General features: G+C 65.1%; 12 protein-coding genes. 3 read left to right on the top strand and 9 right to left on the bottom strand.

Going from position 1 to position 17831, the window contains the following annotated elements; genetic code table 11:
* Positions 1 to 45: 45 nt before the first annotated feature.
* The 3 genes from ACIOJF_RS09900 to ACIOJF_RS09890 all read right to left on the bottom strand — a co-directional run bounded on the left by ACIOJF_RS09900 (position 46) and on the right by ACIOJF_RS09890 (position 2194).
* Positions 46 to 1431: a hypothetical protein gene (locus tag ACIOJF_RS09900; protein ID WP_402741593.1), complete on the bottom strand. Its 1386-nt coding sequence runs from the start codon at positions 1429 to 1431 to the stop codon at positions 46 to 48.
* A gap of 18 nt (positions 1432 to 1449) precedes the next feature.
* Positions 1450 to 1773: a hypothetical protein gene (locus ACIOJF_RS09895; protein ID WP_105656206.1), complete on the bottom strand. Its 324-nt coding sequence runs from the start codon at positions 1771 to 1773 to the stop codon at positions 1450 to 1452.
* 133 nt (positions 1774 to 1906) lie between these two features.
* On the bottom strand, positions 1907 to 2194 hold the full coding sequence (locus tag ACIOJF_RS09890) for a WXG100 family type VII secretion target (RefSeq protein WP_066141890.1): 288 nt from the start codon (positions 2192 to 2194) through the stop codon (positions 1907 to 1909).
* A gap of 145 nt (positions 2195 to 2339) precedes the next feature.
* Here ACIOJF_RS09890 and ACIOJF_RS09885 point away from each other — a divergent pair, with 145 nt between their 5' ends.
* Together ACIOJF_RS09885 and ACIOJF_RS09880 are read left to right on the top strand one after the other, a co-directional pair.
* Positions 2340 to 3386, top strand: a complete 1047-nt coding sequence (locus tag ACIOJF_RS09885) for an RDD family protein (protein WP_402741592.1) — start codon at positions 2340 to 2342, stop codon at positions 3384 to 3386.
* Positions 3383 to 7837: an FtsK/SpoIIIE domain-containing protein gene (locus tag ACIOJF_RS09880; RefSeq protein WP_402741591.1), complete on the top strand. Its 4455-nt coding sequence runs from the start codon at positions 3383 to 3385 to the stop codon at positions 7835 to 7837. Before ACIOJF_RS09885 ends, ACIOJF_RS09880 begins: the two co-directional genes overlap by 4 nt.
* A gap of 22 nt (positions 7838 to 7859) precedes the next feature.
* On the opposite strand, the gene ACIOJF_RS09875 is transcribed toward ACIOJF_RS09880, so the two are convergent.
* Complete coding sequence (locus ACIOJF_RS09875) at positions 7860 to 9308, bottom strand: amino acid permease (RefSeq protein ID WP_105656203.1); 1449 nt, start codon at positions 9306 to 9308, stop codon at positions 7860 to 7862.
* 130 nt (positions 9309 to 9438) lie between these two features.
* On the opposite strand from ACIOJF_RS09875, the gene mmuM reads away from it, so the two are divergent.
* Positions 9439 to 10386 (top strand): homocysteine S-methyltransferase, encoded by a 948-nt coding sequence (gene mmuM, locus ACIOJF_RS09870; protein ID WP_332488561.1) that lies wholly within the window; start codon positions 9439 to 9441, stop codon positions 10384 to 10386.
* A gap of 112 nt (positions 10387 to 10498) precedes the next feature.
* Here the strand turns inward: mmuM and ACIOJF_RS09865 are convergent, their stop codons facing one another.
* From ACIOJF_RS09865 to ACIOJF_RS09845, 5 genes are all read right to left on the bottom strand, one after another.
* Positions 10499 to 11263, bottom strand: a complete 765-nt coding sequence (locus ACIOJF_RS09865) for a hypothetical protein (RefSeq protein WP_402741590.1) — start codon at positions 11261 to 11263, stop codon at positions 10499 to 10501.
* Between the two features lie 126 nt (positions 11264 to 11389).
* Complete coding sequence (gene xdhC, locus ACIOJF_RS09860) at positions 11390 to 12208, bottom strand: xanthine dehydrogenase accessory protein XdhC (protein ID WP_388023360.1); 819 nt, start codon at positions 12206 to 12208, stop codon at positions 11390 to 11392.
* A gap of 2 nt (positions 12209 to 12210) precedes the next feature.
* A complete protein-coding gene (gene xdhB / locus ACIOJF_RS09855; RefSeq protein ID WP_402741589.1) occupies positions 12211 to 14544 on the bottom strand; it encodes a xanthine dehydrogenase molybdopterin binding subunit in 2334 nt (777 codons plus the stop codon).
* A complete protein-coding gene (locus ACIOJF_RS09850; RefSeq protein ID WP_105662033.1) occupies positions 14541 to 16046 on the bottom strand; it encodes a xanthine dehydrogenase small subunit in 1506 nt (501 codons plus the stop codon). The genes xdhB and ACIOJF_RS09850 overlap by 4 nt, the downstream gene beginning before the upstream one ends.
* 272 nt (positions 16047 to 16318) lie before the next feature.
* Entirely contained in the window at positions 16319 to 17821 is a 1503-nt protein-coding gene (locus tag ACIOJF_RS09845; protein WP_402735085.1) for an NCS2 family permease, read from the bottom strand.
* Between the last annotated feature and the right edge of the window lie 10 nt (positions 17822 to 17831).

Genomic DNA, 17831 nt, shown 5'->3' with positions numbered 1-17831 from the left:
ATGTGTAGCTCGGATGTTCACTTTACGGATTGCTCCGCGCCGAAGCTACTTCTCGCGAGTCAGGTCCCAGAGGCTAGGAGGCGCGGTTACTATGACGTTGCCCCGGTCTTCCCAGTTCCCGTGCTTCGCAATCTTTTCCGCCCAGGCTCTGGCCTGAGGACCCATGTCATCAGGGTTCTTCAGTATGTAGGCAGCCATTTCGCGATGCTTTGTTGCGCTTCCCTCCGAGATGTACTTAACGTATGTCTTCCAGTCGCCTTTGAATTCCTTGTTGAAGCCATCCAAATACTTGTTGGTCTTGCCGGAAACGGTCTGCTGGTACTTTTGCTCGATCTTGCGGTTATTTCGCCGGATCTTGGCTTTGGTCGGACGGTTTCCACGGATCGTAGTTTTCGGTGGGCGCTTAGTGCCCGACTTGATGGAAGACCTGACAATGCCGCGCCCCGTGCTGGAACGCGTTTTGCTAAAGGCCTTGATGATGTTCCGAGGTCCCGCTTTGGATCCTGCCTTGATCCCCGAGGGAAATGCCTTGCTTAAGCCGGAGAAGGCTTTTCCAGCAAAACGGCCGAAGGGGATAATTCCGACTACCGCTATCAGCAAACTGGTCCAGTCGCCATCGCCTTGGACCATCTTGATGACCTCGATTGCCACCACGGCAACGGCAGCGATCACCGCAATTGCTGATGCGATCGGTCCCCACACCGGCGAAGTGATGAACAAGGCCGCAATACCCACGCCCAAGGCAATCCAGCCTAGAACCGAACCCAGGGTGGAGAGGAACTTGTCATCGTTGTCCGCGGCTTTGAAGGCATCCTCGATTTCGCCGACTGCCTCATCGTAGGCATCTTCCCAATAGGAAACGCGACCGTCGAATTTGCCCCACAGCTCACGCAGTTCTTCTTCGGCTTCTTCGCGCGCAGCGGTTGCTTCTGTCAGGTCGCTTTTGGCTTCCGCTTTTTCCTCGTCGGTCCCTTCGCTGAAGCCGAGGAATCCGTCGGCATCATCTACCGCGCCTTCGGCGGTGTCTTCTTGGCTTCTCTTGGTTTGCACGCTCTGGTGCACATCCTCGATGTCCGTGATCAGCGCGTTCAAGGTCGTGTACGAATCCACTCCGCCCTCAGCGGTGCACATTTGGAGCGCGCCTTGGACCCGGTCCAAAGCATAGGAATATTTCTTCAGGGCCTGGCCTGTGCCGTCGTATCGGATGGCCGCCTTGCGCAACTCGGGAAATACGTCTCCAGCGTTCTCACGCAGCTTGGCGATAGCTTCAGACTTCAGATCCGACGTCCCGTTACTGATGTCTTCCAGCCTGGCCGCAGAGCGTTCCATCTCCTCGCCCGAGGTGATCAAGTCCTTGGCGCTCCGGAGCAGGTCATCAGGATTTCCGTCGATGAGCTGCAGGGTTGTACCCTTTGGCGATTCCAAGGTCATGTCGTCAACTCTCTCAGTTTACTTAGCTTCTTTGGGGGCATCGGAAGCACGTGAATTCAAGAAGGCCTTCTTCGTTTCCAGATCCCACTCTTCGAATCCATCCTTGATGTCCTTCAAGCCGGTATGCACTCCTTCAAGATTCTTGAGGAGGTCATCTCGGGTATCGTTCCAGTTGTCTTCGAAGTCCTTGACTCGGTCTTTCAGATCGCCTTTGCCCATCGGGTCTCCCACTGAGCCGGCCATGCCCTTGGCAAAGTCAGACGCATTCTCGAAATCCTTAATACTATTGCCTAGCTCCGTGACAATTTCTTCCAGGCGCGCCAAATAGATTTCATCGGCCATAGTGCAAACGACTCCTCAGGTATCCAGCGACGACGCTGCAAGACAATTCGGTATTCAAGGATCAGGCGGTGCAAGAAAAATGTGGCCGCCCGTAATTTCCCAAGGCGGCCACATTACCCCGTAAAAAATGGTCCTACTTGCCAGCCATGGAACGGTCGGTGTCCTGGATCTGCTCCATCATGTCGCGCAGGGCGATGGCCATGTCATTGATGCCGTCGAAAGCCTTCTTCAAGCCATCGTTCAGGTCCTTGTAGCCTTCGCCGAACTGGCCCGAAGCGTGCTCGGTGGTGAAGTCTTCGCCCAGCAGCTTGTCCACGCCGGACTGTAGCTGCTCAAGAACGCCATCCAGGTCTTCGCGCCCGGTATCAAGCTTCGATGCCATGGCTTCCATTTCGCCGTAATTGGCCTTGAAATCAGTCACAACAATGCTCCTCAACTCGTCGACTGGCCCGCTTGCCGGGCCACTCTAGTTCGTTCACAGTCTAGAATAATGTGGCAGATGGCCTCCGTTCAATGGGGAGAACTCCCCGTGGCAGTCCGGCATTGAACTGAAGTAGAAAGGTCCCATGGACGTCGTTTCAGCAGCAGCCCTCGCCAAATCCTCCACCCTCGGAATGCGGCCGGCCGAAGCACGCCTGCGCATTTGGTCCTACCTTATCGACTACGCTATTTCGCTGGCTGCATTGCTGCCCGCCGGCATCGGTTACGTGATTTTCCGGGTGACTGGGCAGTACTCCACCGTTCCGCTGGTCCTGTCCGCGGTCAGCGCCCTGCTATTGCTGGTCTACCTGATTGTCTTGCTCACGATGAACAGCCGCAAGGGCTCTTCGCCCGGCAAGTCCGCGATGCGACTGCGCGCCACCGGACTGGGCCGCTTCGCCGCACCGGGTTTCCCCCGCGTTATGGTCGCGTCTTTCGCCTTCCTGCTCAGCCATCTCATCCCGCTCATCGGCCCCGTCCTGCTACTGGTCTCCTGCCTGTTCGACAAGGAGCACGGCCGCGGCTGGCTGGACAAGATTGCCCAGACCTATGTGGTCGATATCCGCAATGGACTGGACCCCACCAACCCGCGGGCGCTGGCCCGTGCCGAATACCTGCTCTCGCGCCCGGACCGGGACATTTCCGAGCATCTGCCGCCGCTGGGCACGATCGAAGATGACGCCGGGCGCGAAGAGGCCGCCGTGCCTTCGCGTGCCCGGTCCACCGCGGGCATTGTCGGGGCGCAAAACAGCGACTGGCATTCGCCTTCGGAGCAAGGTCTGGGAATCGTCCGCCGCGCGGCCTTCGCCTTCGACGACGGGTCCTACATCCCGGTTCCCGAATCCGGGCTGATCGGGCGTGCGCCCCAGGCCACCGCGGGCACCGGCAATGAACTGCTGGTCGCGCTGAAGGACCCGGAACGTCTGATGTCCAAAACGCACCTGGCCTTCGGCTGCGACGGGGCGAATGCCTGGATCATGGACCTGGGATCCAGCAATGGCACCCAGGTCATCGTCGCCTCCCGCGCCCCGCACAATGCACCGCCCCATGTCCGCCTGCATCTGAATGACGGTGACGTCGTCCAAGTCGGCAGCCGCACCTTCCGCATTACCTTCCAGGAGACCGCCAAGTGAAAATCAAGGCCACGCTCAGGCAACCGGACACCAGCACCGTGGACGTCATCCTGACCTGCGATGCGACCGCCACCGTGGGAGATGCCGCCCGCGCCCTGGCCGGGGAGCAGGTTCCCGAGCATCCCACGCTGCTGGTCACGGCCACCGGCACCGCGCCGGTGCAGCTCGATCCGCACACCCCGCTGGCCGAGGCGGAACTGGGTTCGGGCTTCACCATCGAAGTCGTGCCGACTACCGATGCCTTCGTCTCGGGCGGCTCGGCGGCCGCGGTGCTGCGAGTAGCCAACGGCCCGGATGCCGGCATGGCCTTCGCGCTGCCCGCCGGCACCTCCTATGTGGGGCGCTCGGAGAAGGCCACCGTGGTGCTCAACGACCGCATGGTCTCCACCCGGCATGCGCGCATCGAGGTGGGCAGCAAGATCGAGCTGGTGGACCTGAACTCCGCCAACGGCATCCTAGTGGATGGCGGGTTGGCCCAGCGCGTCTCGGTGATCCCCGGCCAGCTGATCACCCTGGGCGCCACGGATGTCTACTTCGAGCTGCTGCACGGGACCGCCACGGGGCAGTCCCCGGTCTACGAGATGGGCGGCTCGATCCTCTTCAACCGCTCCCCGCGGGTGGAGATCCGCTACCCCGGCGAGGAACTGCCTCGCCCGGCGATCCCGCAGGAAGCCAGCCCCAAGCTCTTCCCCTGGCCGATGATCTTCGCACCGCTGATCATGGGCTTGACCATTTTCTCGCTGACCCAGCGCGCGCTGTCGCTAATCGTGGTGCTGGTCTCGCCGCTGATGATGCTGGGCAACCTGATCGGCCAGCGCACCCAGAACAACAACAAGCTGCGCCTGGAAATCGAGACCTTCGAACGGCAATTCGAGGCATTGGAAGATGGCCTGCTGGCCGGGGAGGAAGCCGAACGCGCCCACCGGCGCAGCGAAGCCCCTGCCACCGCAACGGTCTTCGAGCAGGCCGAGTCCCTGGGCCAGCTGCTCTGGACCCGGCGCCCGGAGCACTGGAACTTCCTCTCCCTGCGGCTAGGCTCGGGAACCGCCCGCAGCCGTACCACCGTGGCCCCGCTGGCTGACCGGGCCGGGCTGCAGGAATACGTGGAACGGGTCGAAGAGCTCACCGAGCAATACCGGATGATCGACGATGTGCCGATCATCGAGCTGTTGCCCTCTGCCGGCGCCATCGGCATTGCCGGGCCCCGGCTGCAGTCCGCTGATGTCCTGCGTTCGCTGGCCGTGCAGCTTTTCGGCCTGCACGCCCCCAACGACCTGTGCACCGCCGCGATCATCGACCCGGCCTGGACCGGGGACCTCGAATGGTTCAAGTGGCTGCCGCACACCACCGGGCCGCGCTCCCCGCTGGCCCAGCTGGCGCTGGCCGATACGCAGACCTCGGGCACCGTGCTGCTCAACGCCCTGGAAGAGCTCATCGCCCGGCGCAACGACCCGGCCTCCTACCGGCTGGGCCCGCTGTCCACCCGCAATTCCTCCATGGAGCTGGGCAAGGAAGCCGGCGAGCAGAACACCAGCCTGCCGGTAGCCAAGGACCTCTCGCTGGTGCTGTTCGTCAGCAATGACGCCCCGGTGGACCGCGCCCGGCTCTCGCAGATCATCGAGCGGGGACCGGCCGTGGGCATCTACACGATTTTCGTGGCCCCCACCGTCCAGTCCCTGCCCGCGGCCTGCCGCACCTTCGTGGATGTCACCCGGGGCCTGGAGGATGCCCGCGTGGGTTGGGTACGCGCCGGCGAAGAAGCCCGCAAGGTGACCGTGGAAGGGGTCTCGCGCGAGCATGCCGAGCACTTCGCCCGACGGCTGGCCCCGATCGTGGACTCCAGCTCGCTGGTCCCGGACTCTTCGGATATCCCGGACTCGGTGTCGCTGCTGCGCATCCTGGGCACCGATCTGGCCGAAGCACCGGACGCGGTGCTCGAGCGCTGGAAGCAGAACAACTCGGTGATCGACCGCGCCTCCACCGGGCCCCGGCCGCGGCTCAAGCGCGCCGGAACCCTGCGCGCCTACATCGGCCAGAGCACCCCGGATGCGATGAGCCTGGATCTGCGCACCCAGGGCCCGCACGCCCTGGTAGGCGGCACCACCGGCTCGGGCAAGTCCGAATTCCTGCAGGCCTGGGTACTGGCGATGGCCGCCGAATACAGCCCCGACCGGGTCACCTTCCTCTTCGTGGATTACAAGGGCGGCTCGGCCTTCGCCGACTGCGTGGAGCTGCCGCACTGCGTCGGGCTGGTCACCGACCTCTCCCCGCACCTGGTCCGCCGCGCGCTGACCAGCCTGCGTGCCGAGCTTCACCACCGCGAGAAGCTCTTCCACCGCAAGAAGGCCAAGGACCTGCTGGAGCTGGAAAAGCGCCAGGACCCGGAGACCCCTCCGGCCCTGGTCCTGGTGGTCGACGAGTTCGCCGCCCTGGCCGGGGAGGTCCCGGAATTCGTGGACGGCGTAGTGGACATCGCCCAGCGCGGCCGTTCATTGGGAATCCACCTGATCCTGGCCACCCAGCGCCCGGCCGGGGTGATCAAGGACAACCTGCGCGCCAATACCAACCTGCGCGTGGCCCTGCGCATGGCCGACGCCGCCGACTCCAATGACGTGGTGGAGGACCCCATCGCCGCCGGCTTCGATCCGTCGCTGCCCGGCCGCGGCATCGCCAAGACCGGCCCGGGCCGGCTGGTGCCCTTCCAGTCCGGCTACGCCGGAGGCTGGACCACCGACGAGCCCGAAGCGGCCGAAGTGCGGGTGGAGGACCTGCGCTTCGGCGGCGCGCGCGTCTGGGAGCAGCCCGAATCGGGGACACCGGACATCGAGGAGAACAGCGGCCCGAACGACCAGAAGCGCCTGGTCTCCAGCTTCATCGCGGCATCCAACGGGGCCGGGATCCCGGCACCGCGCCGGCCATGGCTCGATGATCTCTCGGCCACTGTGGACTTGCGCGAGCTCGCCCCGGATTCGGACAGCCGGATCCCGCTGGCCCTGGCCGACATCCCCGAGCACCAGGCCCAGGAAACCGCCTGGTTCGAACCCGATACCGACGGCCACCTGCTGGTCTACGGCACCTCCGGCGCGGGCAAGTCGGCGGCCCTGCGCAGCATCGCGATCGCCGCGGGAGCCAACCCTTCGGCCGGCACCGCGGCGGTGTACGCGCTGGAATTCGGCACCAGCTCGCTGCGGTCGCTCGATCCGCTGCCGCATGTCGGCGCGGTGATCGGCGGCGATGACGTGGAGCGCATCCAGCGCGTCTTCCGCATCCTGGCCGAGCACCTCGATGAGCGCTCGGCCCGGTACGCGGCCGCGAACGCCGCCTCCTTGAGCGAATACCGCCAGGTCAACGGCGACTTGTCCGAGCCGCGCATCTTCTTGCTGATTGACGGCTTCGGCCAGTTCCGCAGCGACTGGGAGCTGGGCCACGGCCGCGGCGAGTACTACCAGGTGTTCATGCGCATCGTGGGCGAAGGCCGCCCGCTGGGCGTGCACGTGGTCACCACCGCCGACCGCTTCGGCGCGGTGCCCACCGCGATCAGCGCGAACATCACCCAGCGCGTGGTGCTGCGCATGGCCGACGAGCAGGCCTACAACGTGCTGGGCGTGGCCAAGGATGTGCTGGGCGAACGCAGTGCCCCGGGTCGCGCCATCATCAAGGGCCACGAGGCGCAGATCGCCGTGCTGGGCGGCACCGCGAACGTGGCCGAGCAGACCGCGCTGGCCACCAGCTGGGCCCAAGAGCTGGCAGCTTCCGGTGCCCCGCAGGCGGCCGGAGTCGAGTCGCTGCCGCAGGAATTCTCCGCGGCGGCGCTGCCCGACACGGTCAACGGGCAGCCGGCCATCGGCCTGTCGGATGCCACCCTCGCACCCTGCGGCTTCGAGCCCATCGGCACCTTCGTCATCGCCGGGCCGCCGCAAAGCGGGAAGACCAACACCATGCGCGCCATGGTCACCGCGCTGGAACGCGCCAACCCGGCCACCCAGTTCTTCCACATTGGCGGCCGGCGCGCCGAGCTGCGCGGCTGGCGGACTTGGAACGGCGCGGCCTCGGGCCCGGCTCAGACCCGGCAGTTCGCCAAGGACATGCTGGATCTAGTCGCCGACGATTCCATGCCGGGCAAGATCGTGTTCGTTGTGGAGAACTTCACCGAGTTCGCCGATTCGGATGCCGAGCGCCCGCTCAAGGAACTGCTCAAGGCCATCAACCGCTCCGACCACTTCCTGATCGCCGACGGAGACATCAACGCGTTCTCCTCCAGCTTCGGACTGCTCGGCGAACTGAAGTCCAACCGCCACGGCATCGCGCTCAAGCCCGACGCCTACGACGGGGACTCGCTGTTCAAGGTGCCCTTCCCGCGCGTCAAGCGCCACGAATTCCCGCCGGGCCGCGGATTCATGGTGCAAAACGGGCAACGCACCCTGGTCCACCTTCCACTCGTGGAACAGTAGGGCCGCAGGACTCTGCGCCGGTTCAGTTTCCAGCGAACGATCCCGCACTTTCGGCTTCACGCTGCGGGCTGAACACCCCAGCGCCATGGCGCCAGCGGTAATAGGCCAAGCAGGCAAGGGTGAACGGGACACCGAAGTACAGTGCTGGACGCTGCACTGGATCAAAAGCCACGCCCACCAGTGAAGCGCCAAGCAGCACCAAGGCGATGATCGGCAGAATCGGGAACAATGGTGCCCGATAGGGCAGGGAATCGGTGGATCCATGCAGGGCTACGTAGTGCCGGCGGAACGACAGATGCGATGCACAGATCACGATCCACACCGCTACTACCGCAAACCCGGCAATGGATACCAAAGCCATGAAGAGCGACTGCGCCGCGATGAAGCTGGAGAACAGCGATACCAGTCCGCCGAGGATCGACAGGCTCAGGGCCAGCATCGGAATGCCCCTGCTGTTGGTCTTGGACAGGGCTTTGGGCGCCTGACCCGCGGCTCCCATGGAATGCAGCATGCGAGCGCATGAGTACAGTCCGGAGTTGCCTGCCGAGAGCAGGGCGGTGATGATCACGAAGTTCATGATGTCCGCACCGGCTGGCAGGCCGGCGACATCCAGGACCGTGACGAACGGACTCTCATTCGCGCCCGCCTCGGCAAACGGGATGATTGCGGCTACGACCACGATGGCACCGATGAAGAACACCGCCAAGCGAACCACGGCGGTGCGGATGGCCCGCGGAATGCTCAGCTGCGGGTTCTTCGCCTCGCCGGCAGCTACGCCGATCAGCTCGGTACCGCTGAATGCGTAGAACACCGAGAGGACGGTGACCAGTACTCCGGTAATCCCCGCAGGGAACAGTCCCCCTTCGGTGCTGAAGTTGGACAGGCCAATCACGCCGGCGTCACTGGCCGGGTTGATGCCGATGATCGTGGCGGCGCCAACGACAATCACCAGCAGCACCGCCGCCACCTTGATCAGCGCAAACCAGAATTCGGTTTCGCCGAAGACCCGGGATGAAGTCGCATTCAGCGCAAACAGCAAAGCAGCGAAAACCAGTGAGAAGACCCAGACGGAAATCGAGGGGAACCAACGTTGCATCAGCAGCCCGGCTGCGGTGAATTCGCTGGCCAGGGCTACCGCCCAGCACAGCCAGTAGAGCCACGCCGTGGCAAAACCCCACGCTGGTCCAAGATCACGGGTGGCGTGTGCATGGAATCCTCCTGCCACCGGATGCCGCGCCGATAGCTCTCCCAGCCCGCTCATCACCATGTAGGCCACCAAGGCTCCGACTGCATAGGCCAGCACCGCGCCCAGCGGCCCGGCTTGGGCAATGGTGTATCCGGAGGAAACGAACAGGCCCGAGCCGATCACCCCGCCCAAAGCGATCATCACCAGATGACGCGAGGTCATGGTTCTTAGCAGTCCGGAATCGGCTGGTGCAGTCTCGTTGGTGCTGACGATGCTCTCGGTCATGGGGCTCCTTGTGGAATGAATGCGCTTGCAGGATATCGAGCTTGGACGGCAGTCCCGGACGGGCATGTCATCTGTGGTCACACGGCGTCAAGGTCGGTCATCCAAGCACTCGCCGTGTACCCTCGATGACGTGCATATCCCAAACCACCCCAGCAATTTCCGTGACGCATTGCGCGCCGAAGGCAGCCCGCCAATCATCCTCGACGGCGGTCTCGGCACCCATCTGGCCGATCGCGGCAATGACGTGACCGGGCACCTGTGGTCAGCGCAGATCCTCATGGACCGCCCCGAAGAGGTCCGCGCGGCACACCAGGACTTTTTCGCTGCCGGCGCCCAAGTTGCCACGACCTGCTCCTACCAGGTCAGCTATGACGGCCTGGCTCAGGTGGGCTCCGAGCAGAAGATGGAACAAATGCTGCGCACCAGCGTGCGCCTGGCGCGAGAAGCCTCCAGCGCTGGGAGCGCGGACGCAGCACGCTGGGTGGCCGCCTCGGTGGGTCCCTACGGTGCCGGACCGGGCGCCGGGACCGAATACGACGGCGCCTATCGCAAGACGGCCTCCGAGCTGGCCAACTGGCACCGCAAGCGCTTGGAAATCCTGGCTGACGCCGGTGCCGATCTGGTCATCTTTGAAACCGTGCCAAGCCTGGCAGAAGCAGAAGCATTGACCGTATTGGCTCGTGAGCTGCAGCTCCCGGCGTTGCTCAGCCTTGCGGTGCGCGCCGATGACCAAGGCCGAGTGGTTCTGGGCGATGGCACCGATCTTCGAGTCGTAGCCGGAATCGTTCAGGAATCCGGCGTGTGGGACGCAGTCGGCGTGAACTGCTGCCCGGTACCCCAAGCGGTGGCCGCGTTGCAGATCCTGGGAGAAGAAACCGGCTTGCCGCTGTCGGCCTACCCGAATAGCGGAGAAATTTGGGACCACGAAGCTCGTGTGTGGGTCCCAGGAACTGAAGGCAATGATTTGCCCGGAGCGGTTCCTGAACTCGTGGCCGCGGGTGCTCGCCTGATTGGCGGTTGCTGCCAGGTCACCCCGGGACAGATCACCCGGGTCCGCGAAGCCATCCAGCTCGGCTGAGGCCCGTCCCGGCACTTCGGGTTCCGCTGAGCCAGCGGCTTGTCCGCAGGCCTGGACAGTGCGCGAAAAAGCCGGCAGCAACACGCAGTTGCTGCCGGCTTGAGACCAGTTACTAGAACTCGAAGTCGCCGAAGTCCCCACCGGCACCGCCGAGGAAGTCCCCGAACATGCCTTCGGCCTGGCCGCCCAGGCCTTCACCGGCCGCGGAGAGCTGTTCCCCGGCACCGGATACGGTATCACCCAGGCCCTCGGCCATGGAACCGAACTCTTCGCCGATACCGGCGAAACCATCAAGCAGCGGTCCGGCAATGGCGGTGCCGATGAACGCACCTGCCACGCCGCCGAGCAGGCCGACACCCAAGCCGCCGGCCGCGCCGGCAGCCATGCCCATGCCCCGTCCCTTGCCGCCGGAACCCAAGATCTTGTCCATGAACCCGGGACGCGACATCTCCGCGCGGGTTGCCGAACGGGCCAGGTCCCTTGGGTCCTGGCTCATCGGGCGTTCTGCCGGCGGCAACTGCTCGGAGAGTTCATGATGCAGCAGTTCGCGTTGCTGCGGGGTCAGCCGGGCGAAAGCCTCGGCGTGGGCGCGTTCCATATCCTGCGGCGGAGCGGTACGGAGCATGTAGCGGTACTTCTCGATCGCGGCCTGATCCTCGCGCGACGGTGCCGAGGCCGGCTGGTTGCCGTAGCCGCGCTCGCCGTAGTTCTGGTGCTGCGGCTGCTGCTGGTAGCCGCCGGGATTCTGCTGGTAGCCGCGTTGCTGGTTATTGGAGCCGCGCTGATTGCTATTGGAGCCGCGCTGGTTGAGCTGTTCCCGGACGTACTCGCCGGCCATTTGCTTGCCCTTGAGCAGCAGCTTGTCGAACATGGACATGGAATTGGCCTCCTAGACGTTGCGGGCGCGGTGCACGAAGCACCGCTCTCCCCTGTTTAAACTCCCCGGCATTGCTCCTTGTTCCCCACGTTAGACAATTCTCATAATCGCCCGTCGGCCCCGCATCTAGGCGCTGCGCACCGGCTGCTTTGCCCCGGACGTGATCCTCGCCAGCAAGTCGGCAGCCACGGACACCGCAATCACCGCCGGCTGCTTGCCCCGCACCTGCTCGATCCCAATGGGGCACTGGATCGCCGCGATCTGTTCGTCGCTGAAGCCGCTGGCACGCAGATTCTTCTGGAAGCGGGCCCACTTGGCACTCGACCCGATCAATCCAATCGATCCCAAGCCCGGGTGGCGCAACGCGGCATCGCACAGGTGGAAATCCTCGGCATGATCGTGCGTCATGATCAGCACGTGCGTTCCCTCCGGCAGGCAGCTGAGCACCTGCTCCCCGAGCACCGCCACCGCCGAATGGATCCGCGCCACGCTCGGTTCAAGGGCCGGCAGGTCCTCCAGGAATTCCGGGCGCGAATCAACCAGATGCAGCTCCAGGTCATGGCGGGCGAGAATGCGGGCCAATTCCATGCCCACATTTCCCACCCCGAAGATCGCCACCGTGGCAGGAACCGGCAAGGGCTCTAGCAGCACCGTGATCTCGCCGCCGCAGCATTGCCTGCCGTACTTGGCCGGGGCCTTGTCGCTGAGCTTCATGGTGATGCTCTGCGGCTGGTTCCCGCCCGCGCTGATCATCTGCCGGGCCCGTTCCATGGCCGCCATTTCCAGGTTGCCCCCGCCGATGGTTCCGAAGATCTCCTGGCTGGCAATCACCATTTTCGCGCCGGCCTCGCGTGGGGCATGCCCGCGCACCGCGGTGATGGTGGCCAGCACCGCGGGACGCCGTTCATTGCGCAGCGCGGTGACAGCTTCAATCCACGACAGCATGGCTACCGCTCCTCCCGCGCCGCTTCGATCGCCCAGAACACCGCTTCCGGAGTCGCCGGGGACGCCAGCGGCACCGGACGCCCGGAGCGGCCGAAGGAGGCAATGGCCTGCCGCAGTGCCTCGCGCACCGAGAAGGCGAGCATCAGCGGCGGTTCTCCCACGGCCTTGGAACCGTAGACCGCGCCTTCCTCATGCGCCTTGTCCAGCAAGCTGACGTTGAAGACGTCAGGCATCTCGGAGAAGCTCGGGATCTTGTAGGTGCTCGCGGCTTGGGTGGCCACCCGTCCGCGGCCCGGGCCATCGGAGGTGTCCCAGCGCAAATCCTCCAGGGTCAGCCAGCCAGCCCCCTGCACGAACCCTCCCTCGATCTGCCCCAGATCCACCAGCGGCGAGAGCGAATCGCCCACATCATGGACGATATCCACGCGGCGCAGCACATAGGAGCCGTCAAAGCCGCTGACTTCCACCTCGCTGGCCGCCACCCCGTAGGAGAAGTACTTGAACGGGCTGCCCGTCATCCGCGACAGGTCCCAATGCAGCCCTTCGGTCCGGTAGAAGCCGGCGGCCGAAAGCTGGACCCGCTGGAAGTACGCGGCGTTGACCACGTCTTCCCACCCCAGCGATTCGCTCTTGCCCAGCGCGGTGACCCTGCCGCCGCTGAAGCGCAGGTCTTGCGCCGGAACCCCCAATTTTCCGGCGGCCACCTGCGCGAGCCGGCCGCGGATCTGCTCGCACGCATCCTTGACCGCGCCGCCGTTCAGGTCGCTGCCCGAGCTGGCTGCGGTGGCCGAGGTATTGGGCACTTTGTCGGTGCGTGTGGGGGCAATGCGCACCTTGGATAGCGGCAAGCCCAAGGCGGTGGCGGCCACCTGCAGCATCTTGGTATGCAGGCCCTGTCCCATTTCGGTGCCGCCGTGGTTGACCAGCACCGAACCGTCCTTGTAGACCAGCACCAACGCGCCGCCCTGGTTGAAGGCGGTGAGGTTGAAGGAGATGCCGAATTTCACCGGCGTCATCGCCAGCGCCCTTTTGGCGTGCTCGTGCCCGGCATTGAATTCTGCGATCTGCTCCTCGCGCGCGGCGATATCTGCCGAGCCGAGCAGCTGGGTCCAAGCAGCCTCCAAGCGCTCGGGATGCCGGACCGGCTGGTAGTACGGGGTGTCCTGTCCCTGAGTGTAGAAATTGCGGCGGCGCAGTTCCCGGGCGTCCAATCCCAGCTGCGGGGCCACCCGGCCCAGGATGTCTTCCATGACCAGCATGCCCTGCGGACCGCCGAAGCCGCGGAACGCGGTCTGCGAGGTCTTATGGCATTTGGCGATGCGCCCGTTGACCCTGATATTCGGGATCCAATAGGAATTGTCGATATGGCACATCGCGCGGGTCAGCACCGGTTCGGACAGATCCAGGCTCCACCCGCCGTCAGCGGTCAGCTGGGCCTGCAGGGCCAGGATCTTGCCCTGCCCGTCGAAGCCGATTTTCCAGGTTGCATGGAATCCGTGGCGCTTGCCGGTCATGGTCATGTCCAGGGTGCGGTCCAGCCGCACCCGCACCGGCCGTCCGGTGAGCACCGCACCGAGGGCCGCCACCGCGGCATAGCCATGGGGCTGCATTTCCTTGCCGCCGAAGCCGCCTCCCATGCGCAATACCTGCACGGTGACCTCGTGGGCGCCGATGCCCAGCACATGCGAGACGATGTCCTGGGTTTCGGTGGGATGCTGGGTGGAGCAGTGGATCATGATCTGCCCGCTCTCATCCACCATCGCCAGCGAGTTCTGGGTTTCCAGATAGAAGTGCTCCTGGCCGGCGAACTCGAAATCACCCTCGAAAACGTGGGCCGCCTGCGCGAATGCGGCCTCCGGATCGCCCTTGGAGATCTCGGGCTGGATGCCGTGGAAGCTGTTGGCCGCGATCGCGTCCTTGATGGTGATCAGCGAGTCCAGCGGTTCGTACTCCACGCGCACCGCCTTGGCCCCGGCCTTGGCAGCTTCCAGGTCTTCACCCAGGACCCACGCCACCGGTTGGCCGAAGAACATGACCTCGTGAACCGGGAGCAGCGGCTCGTCGTGCTTGGCGCCCTGGTCATTGACCCCGGGGATGTCTTTCGCGGTGATGACCCGGACCACCCCGGGTACCTGCTGTGCCGCGCTGGCATCCAGGCCCAGGATTTTTCCATGGGCGCAGGTGGACTGCACCGGGTAGGCATGCAGAACCCCGGCCAGGCGCGCGGCCAGGTCGTCGGTATACAGCGCGGTACCGGTGACGTGCGCGGCGGCGGATTCGTGGCGGTGGCGCTGGCCGACTACCGGAGCGTCGGGGCGTTGGGATAGCTGGCTCATGAGTTCTGCTCCTGTCCTGCTTCCAAGCTGCGTTCAAGCTGCTGGGCATAGAACCGTTCAAGCGAGGAGGCCAGCATGGCCTTGCGGTAGTTGGCGCTGGCCCGGTGGTCATCCATCGGGGTTCCTTCGGTGCCCATGGTGCGTGCCGCGGCCCGGATGGTTTCCAGGTTCCACGGCTGGCCTTCCAACAGTGCTTCGGTGGCCACGGCGCGCAGCGGGGTTGCGGCCACGCCGCCCAGCCCGATCCTCGCCGTGGTAATCATGCCGTCCGACACCGTGAGCGCATAGCCGATGGCTACCGAGGAGATGTCATCGAAGCGCCGCTTGGAAATCTTCTGGAAGCTGGTCAGCGGCGCCAGCGGCAACGGGATGCGGATCGCGGTGATCATCTCTCCCGGCTCGCGCACGGTCTGCCGGTAGCCGGTGAAGTAGTCCGAAAGCGCCACCATCCGGTTGCCGCGGATGCTGGAAAGGACCAGTTCGGCCTCCAGCGCCAGCAGCGCCGGCGGGGTGTCGCCAATGGGCGAGCCGGTCCCCAGATTGCCGCCGATGGTCGCGCTATTGCGGATCAGCCTTGACGCGAACTGCCCGAAGAGCTGGGAGAGCAGCGGAACCTGCCCGGCGAGCTTGCGTTCCAGTTCGCTCAGGGTGCAGCCTGCACCCAATTCAAGGTACTGCTCGTTCCAGTGGATCTGGCGCAGCTCGGGCAGCCGGTCGATGGCCAGCACCGAGCGGGCGCGGGCGCCCTTGATGTTGACCTCCACGCCCCAGTCGGTGGCACCGGACACCAGTACGGTCTGCGGTTCGGTTGACAGGATCTGCAGTGCCTGGTCCAGGTCCGCCGGCCGGCGGAAGCGGCCCAGGTCCCCGGTAGGGGTATCGGCGCGCTGGATGTCGGTGGCCACCGGTGCCGGGGCCCGGTGCTGGGTCCGGGCAGTCAGCGGGTCATCCGGCTCGGGCTCGCCCAGCGCGTAGGCGGCGTCGCGGATCGGGCGGTATCCGGTGCAGCGGCAGAGATTGCCCGACAGTGCGTGCAGGTCGAATCCATTCGGTCCGCACTCGTGCTCCCCGCCATCACCCGCGCTGACTGCGGGATTGGCGGTCCGCTCGGGGCGGTAGTATTCGGCGGCCATGGAGCAGACGAATCCGGGGGTGCAATAACCGCACTGGGATCCGCCGCGGTTGGCCATCTCTTCCTGCACCGGATGCAGCGCCGCGACGCTGCCCAGCCCTTCGGAGGTGATGATTTCCTGGCCGTCGAGCGCCGCGGCCGGCAGCAGGCAGGCGTTGGCCGCCGTCCACCTGCTGCCTTCCCCATCGCTGCGGGCCACCAGGATCGAGCAGGCGCCGCACTCGCCCTCGGCACAGCCTTCCTTGCATCCGATCAATTGCTGCCCGCGCAGGAAATCCAGCGCGTTGGTATGCGGCGGCCCGTCGAATTCCCGGACCTTTCCGTTGACCGTAACCTGGCATTTTGTCTCTTGCGTTGCCTCGGCGCTCATGCCGTTGACACCTCCTGCGCCCGGGTATCGCCCGGCGCACCATGAATGAATTGGATGATGGGTGGGATCTGGCGCCCTGCCGGAGGTTCCAGGCTCGTCCAGGGCGCCGCCGCGTGCTGCGGCGGGATCAGTTTCCGTGCGCGATCTGGCCCTTGGACCAGGCGAGGCATCCGCCCATGATTACCCTCCAGAATTCGGATCATTCACATCCACGCAAACCATCAAGGTGAGCCACCTCACCTCAGTGGATCCTTACTATAGCCCGTATCAGCTCAGGCCAGTAGGGCCGTGATCGGGCCCCGTGCGAAGTACACCAGGAAGCCCAGCGCCACCACCCACAGCAGCGGGTGGATCTTGGCGTACCGCCCGGCCGCGGCGTTCACCACCACCCAGGCGATGAACCCTGCGCCAATGCCATTGGCAATGGAGTAGGTCAGCGGCATGGTGATCAGGGTGAGGAACGCCGGCATGGCGCTGGAGAACCGCTTGAAGTTGATCTCGCGGATCTGCGCGCACATCAAGGTGCCCACCAGAACCAGTGCCGCGGCAGCCACCTCGATGGGAACCACCGAGGTCAGCGGCGTGAAGAACATCGAACCCAGGAACAGCACCCCGGTGATGACCGAAGCCAGCCCGGTGCGCGCCCCTTCCCCGATGCCGGCCGCCGAATCCACGTAGACGGTATTCGAGGAGGACGAGCCCATGCCTCCAGCCACCGCGCCCAGGCCCTCGACCACGAATGCGGCCTTCAGCCGCGGGAAGGTGCCGTCCTTGCGCGCCAGACCGGCATTCTTGGCCAGTCCGGTCATGGTGCCCATGGCGTCGAAGAAGTTCGTGAACACCAAGGTGAACACCAGCATCGTCGCCGCCAGCGCGCCGATCCGCCCGAAGGATCCGAACAGGTCGAACTCCCCGGCCAGCGACAAATCCGGCAACGAGACGATATTTCCCTGCAGCACCGGCATGTTCAGGTGCCAGCCATGCGGGTTATCCGCGCCGGCTGGCCCGATCCTGAACACCAGCTCGGCGATCATCGCCAGCACCGTGGAGATCACGATGCCGATCAGGATCGCGCCCTGCACCCCGCGGGCCACCAGCGCACCCATGATCAGCAACCCCACCACGAAGACCATGGTCGGGATCGAGACGATCGACCCGCCATCGCCCAGCTGCACCGGAGGCCCGGCGGCGGTACGGGTAACGAAGCCGGAGTCCACGAACCCGATGAAGGTGATGAACAGCCCGATGCCCACCGTAATGGCGGCCTTCAGGTCCTTGGGGATGGCCCGGAAGATCGCGGTACGCACCCCGGTCATCCCGAACAGGACGATCAGCACGCCGTTGACCACCACCAGTCCCATGGCCTCGGGCCAGGTGACGTCCTGGATCACCGAGACGGCCAGGAAGGAGTTGATGCCCAGCCCGGCGGCCAGGCCGAAGGGCAGGTTGGCGATCAGCCCGAACAGGATGGTCATGGCCCCGGCAGTCAGCGAGGTCATGGCCCCGACCTGCGCGGCCGGAAGCCAGTTGCCGGCCACATCCACGGGTGCGGCCTCGGCGCTGAATCCGCCGAGGATCAGCGGGTTGAGGATCACGATGTAGGCCATCGTGAAGAAGGTGACGATCCCGCCGCGCAATTCCCGCGCCAGCGTGGACCCGCGTTCGGTGATGCTGAAGAACGCATCCAGGATGCCGCCCGGCCCACCCGGCCGGCGCGGCTTGCTGCCGCGCTGCGCGCCCTGGGGGCCAGCTGGCAAGCGACTTGTCGTGGTCATGGTCCTGGAC

The organism is Glutamicibacter sp. NPDC087831 (genome assembly GCF_044742845.1).
In the GTDB taxonomy this organism is placed as follows: domain Bacteria; phylum Actinomycetota; class Actinomycetes; order Actinomycetales; family Micrococcaceae; genus Glutamicibacter.
This window is presented reverse-complemented; position numbering and strand designations above follow the sequence as displayed.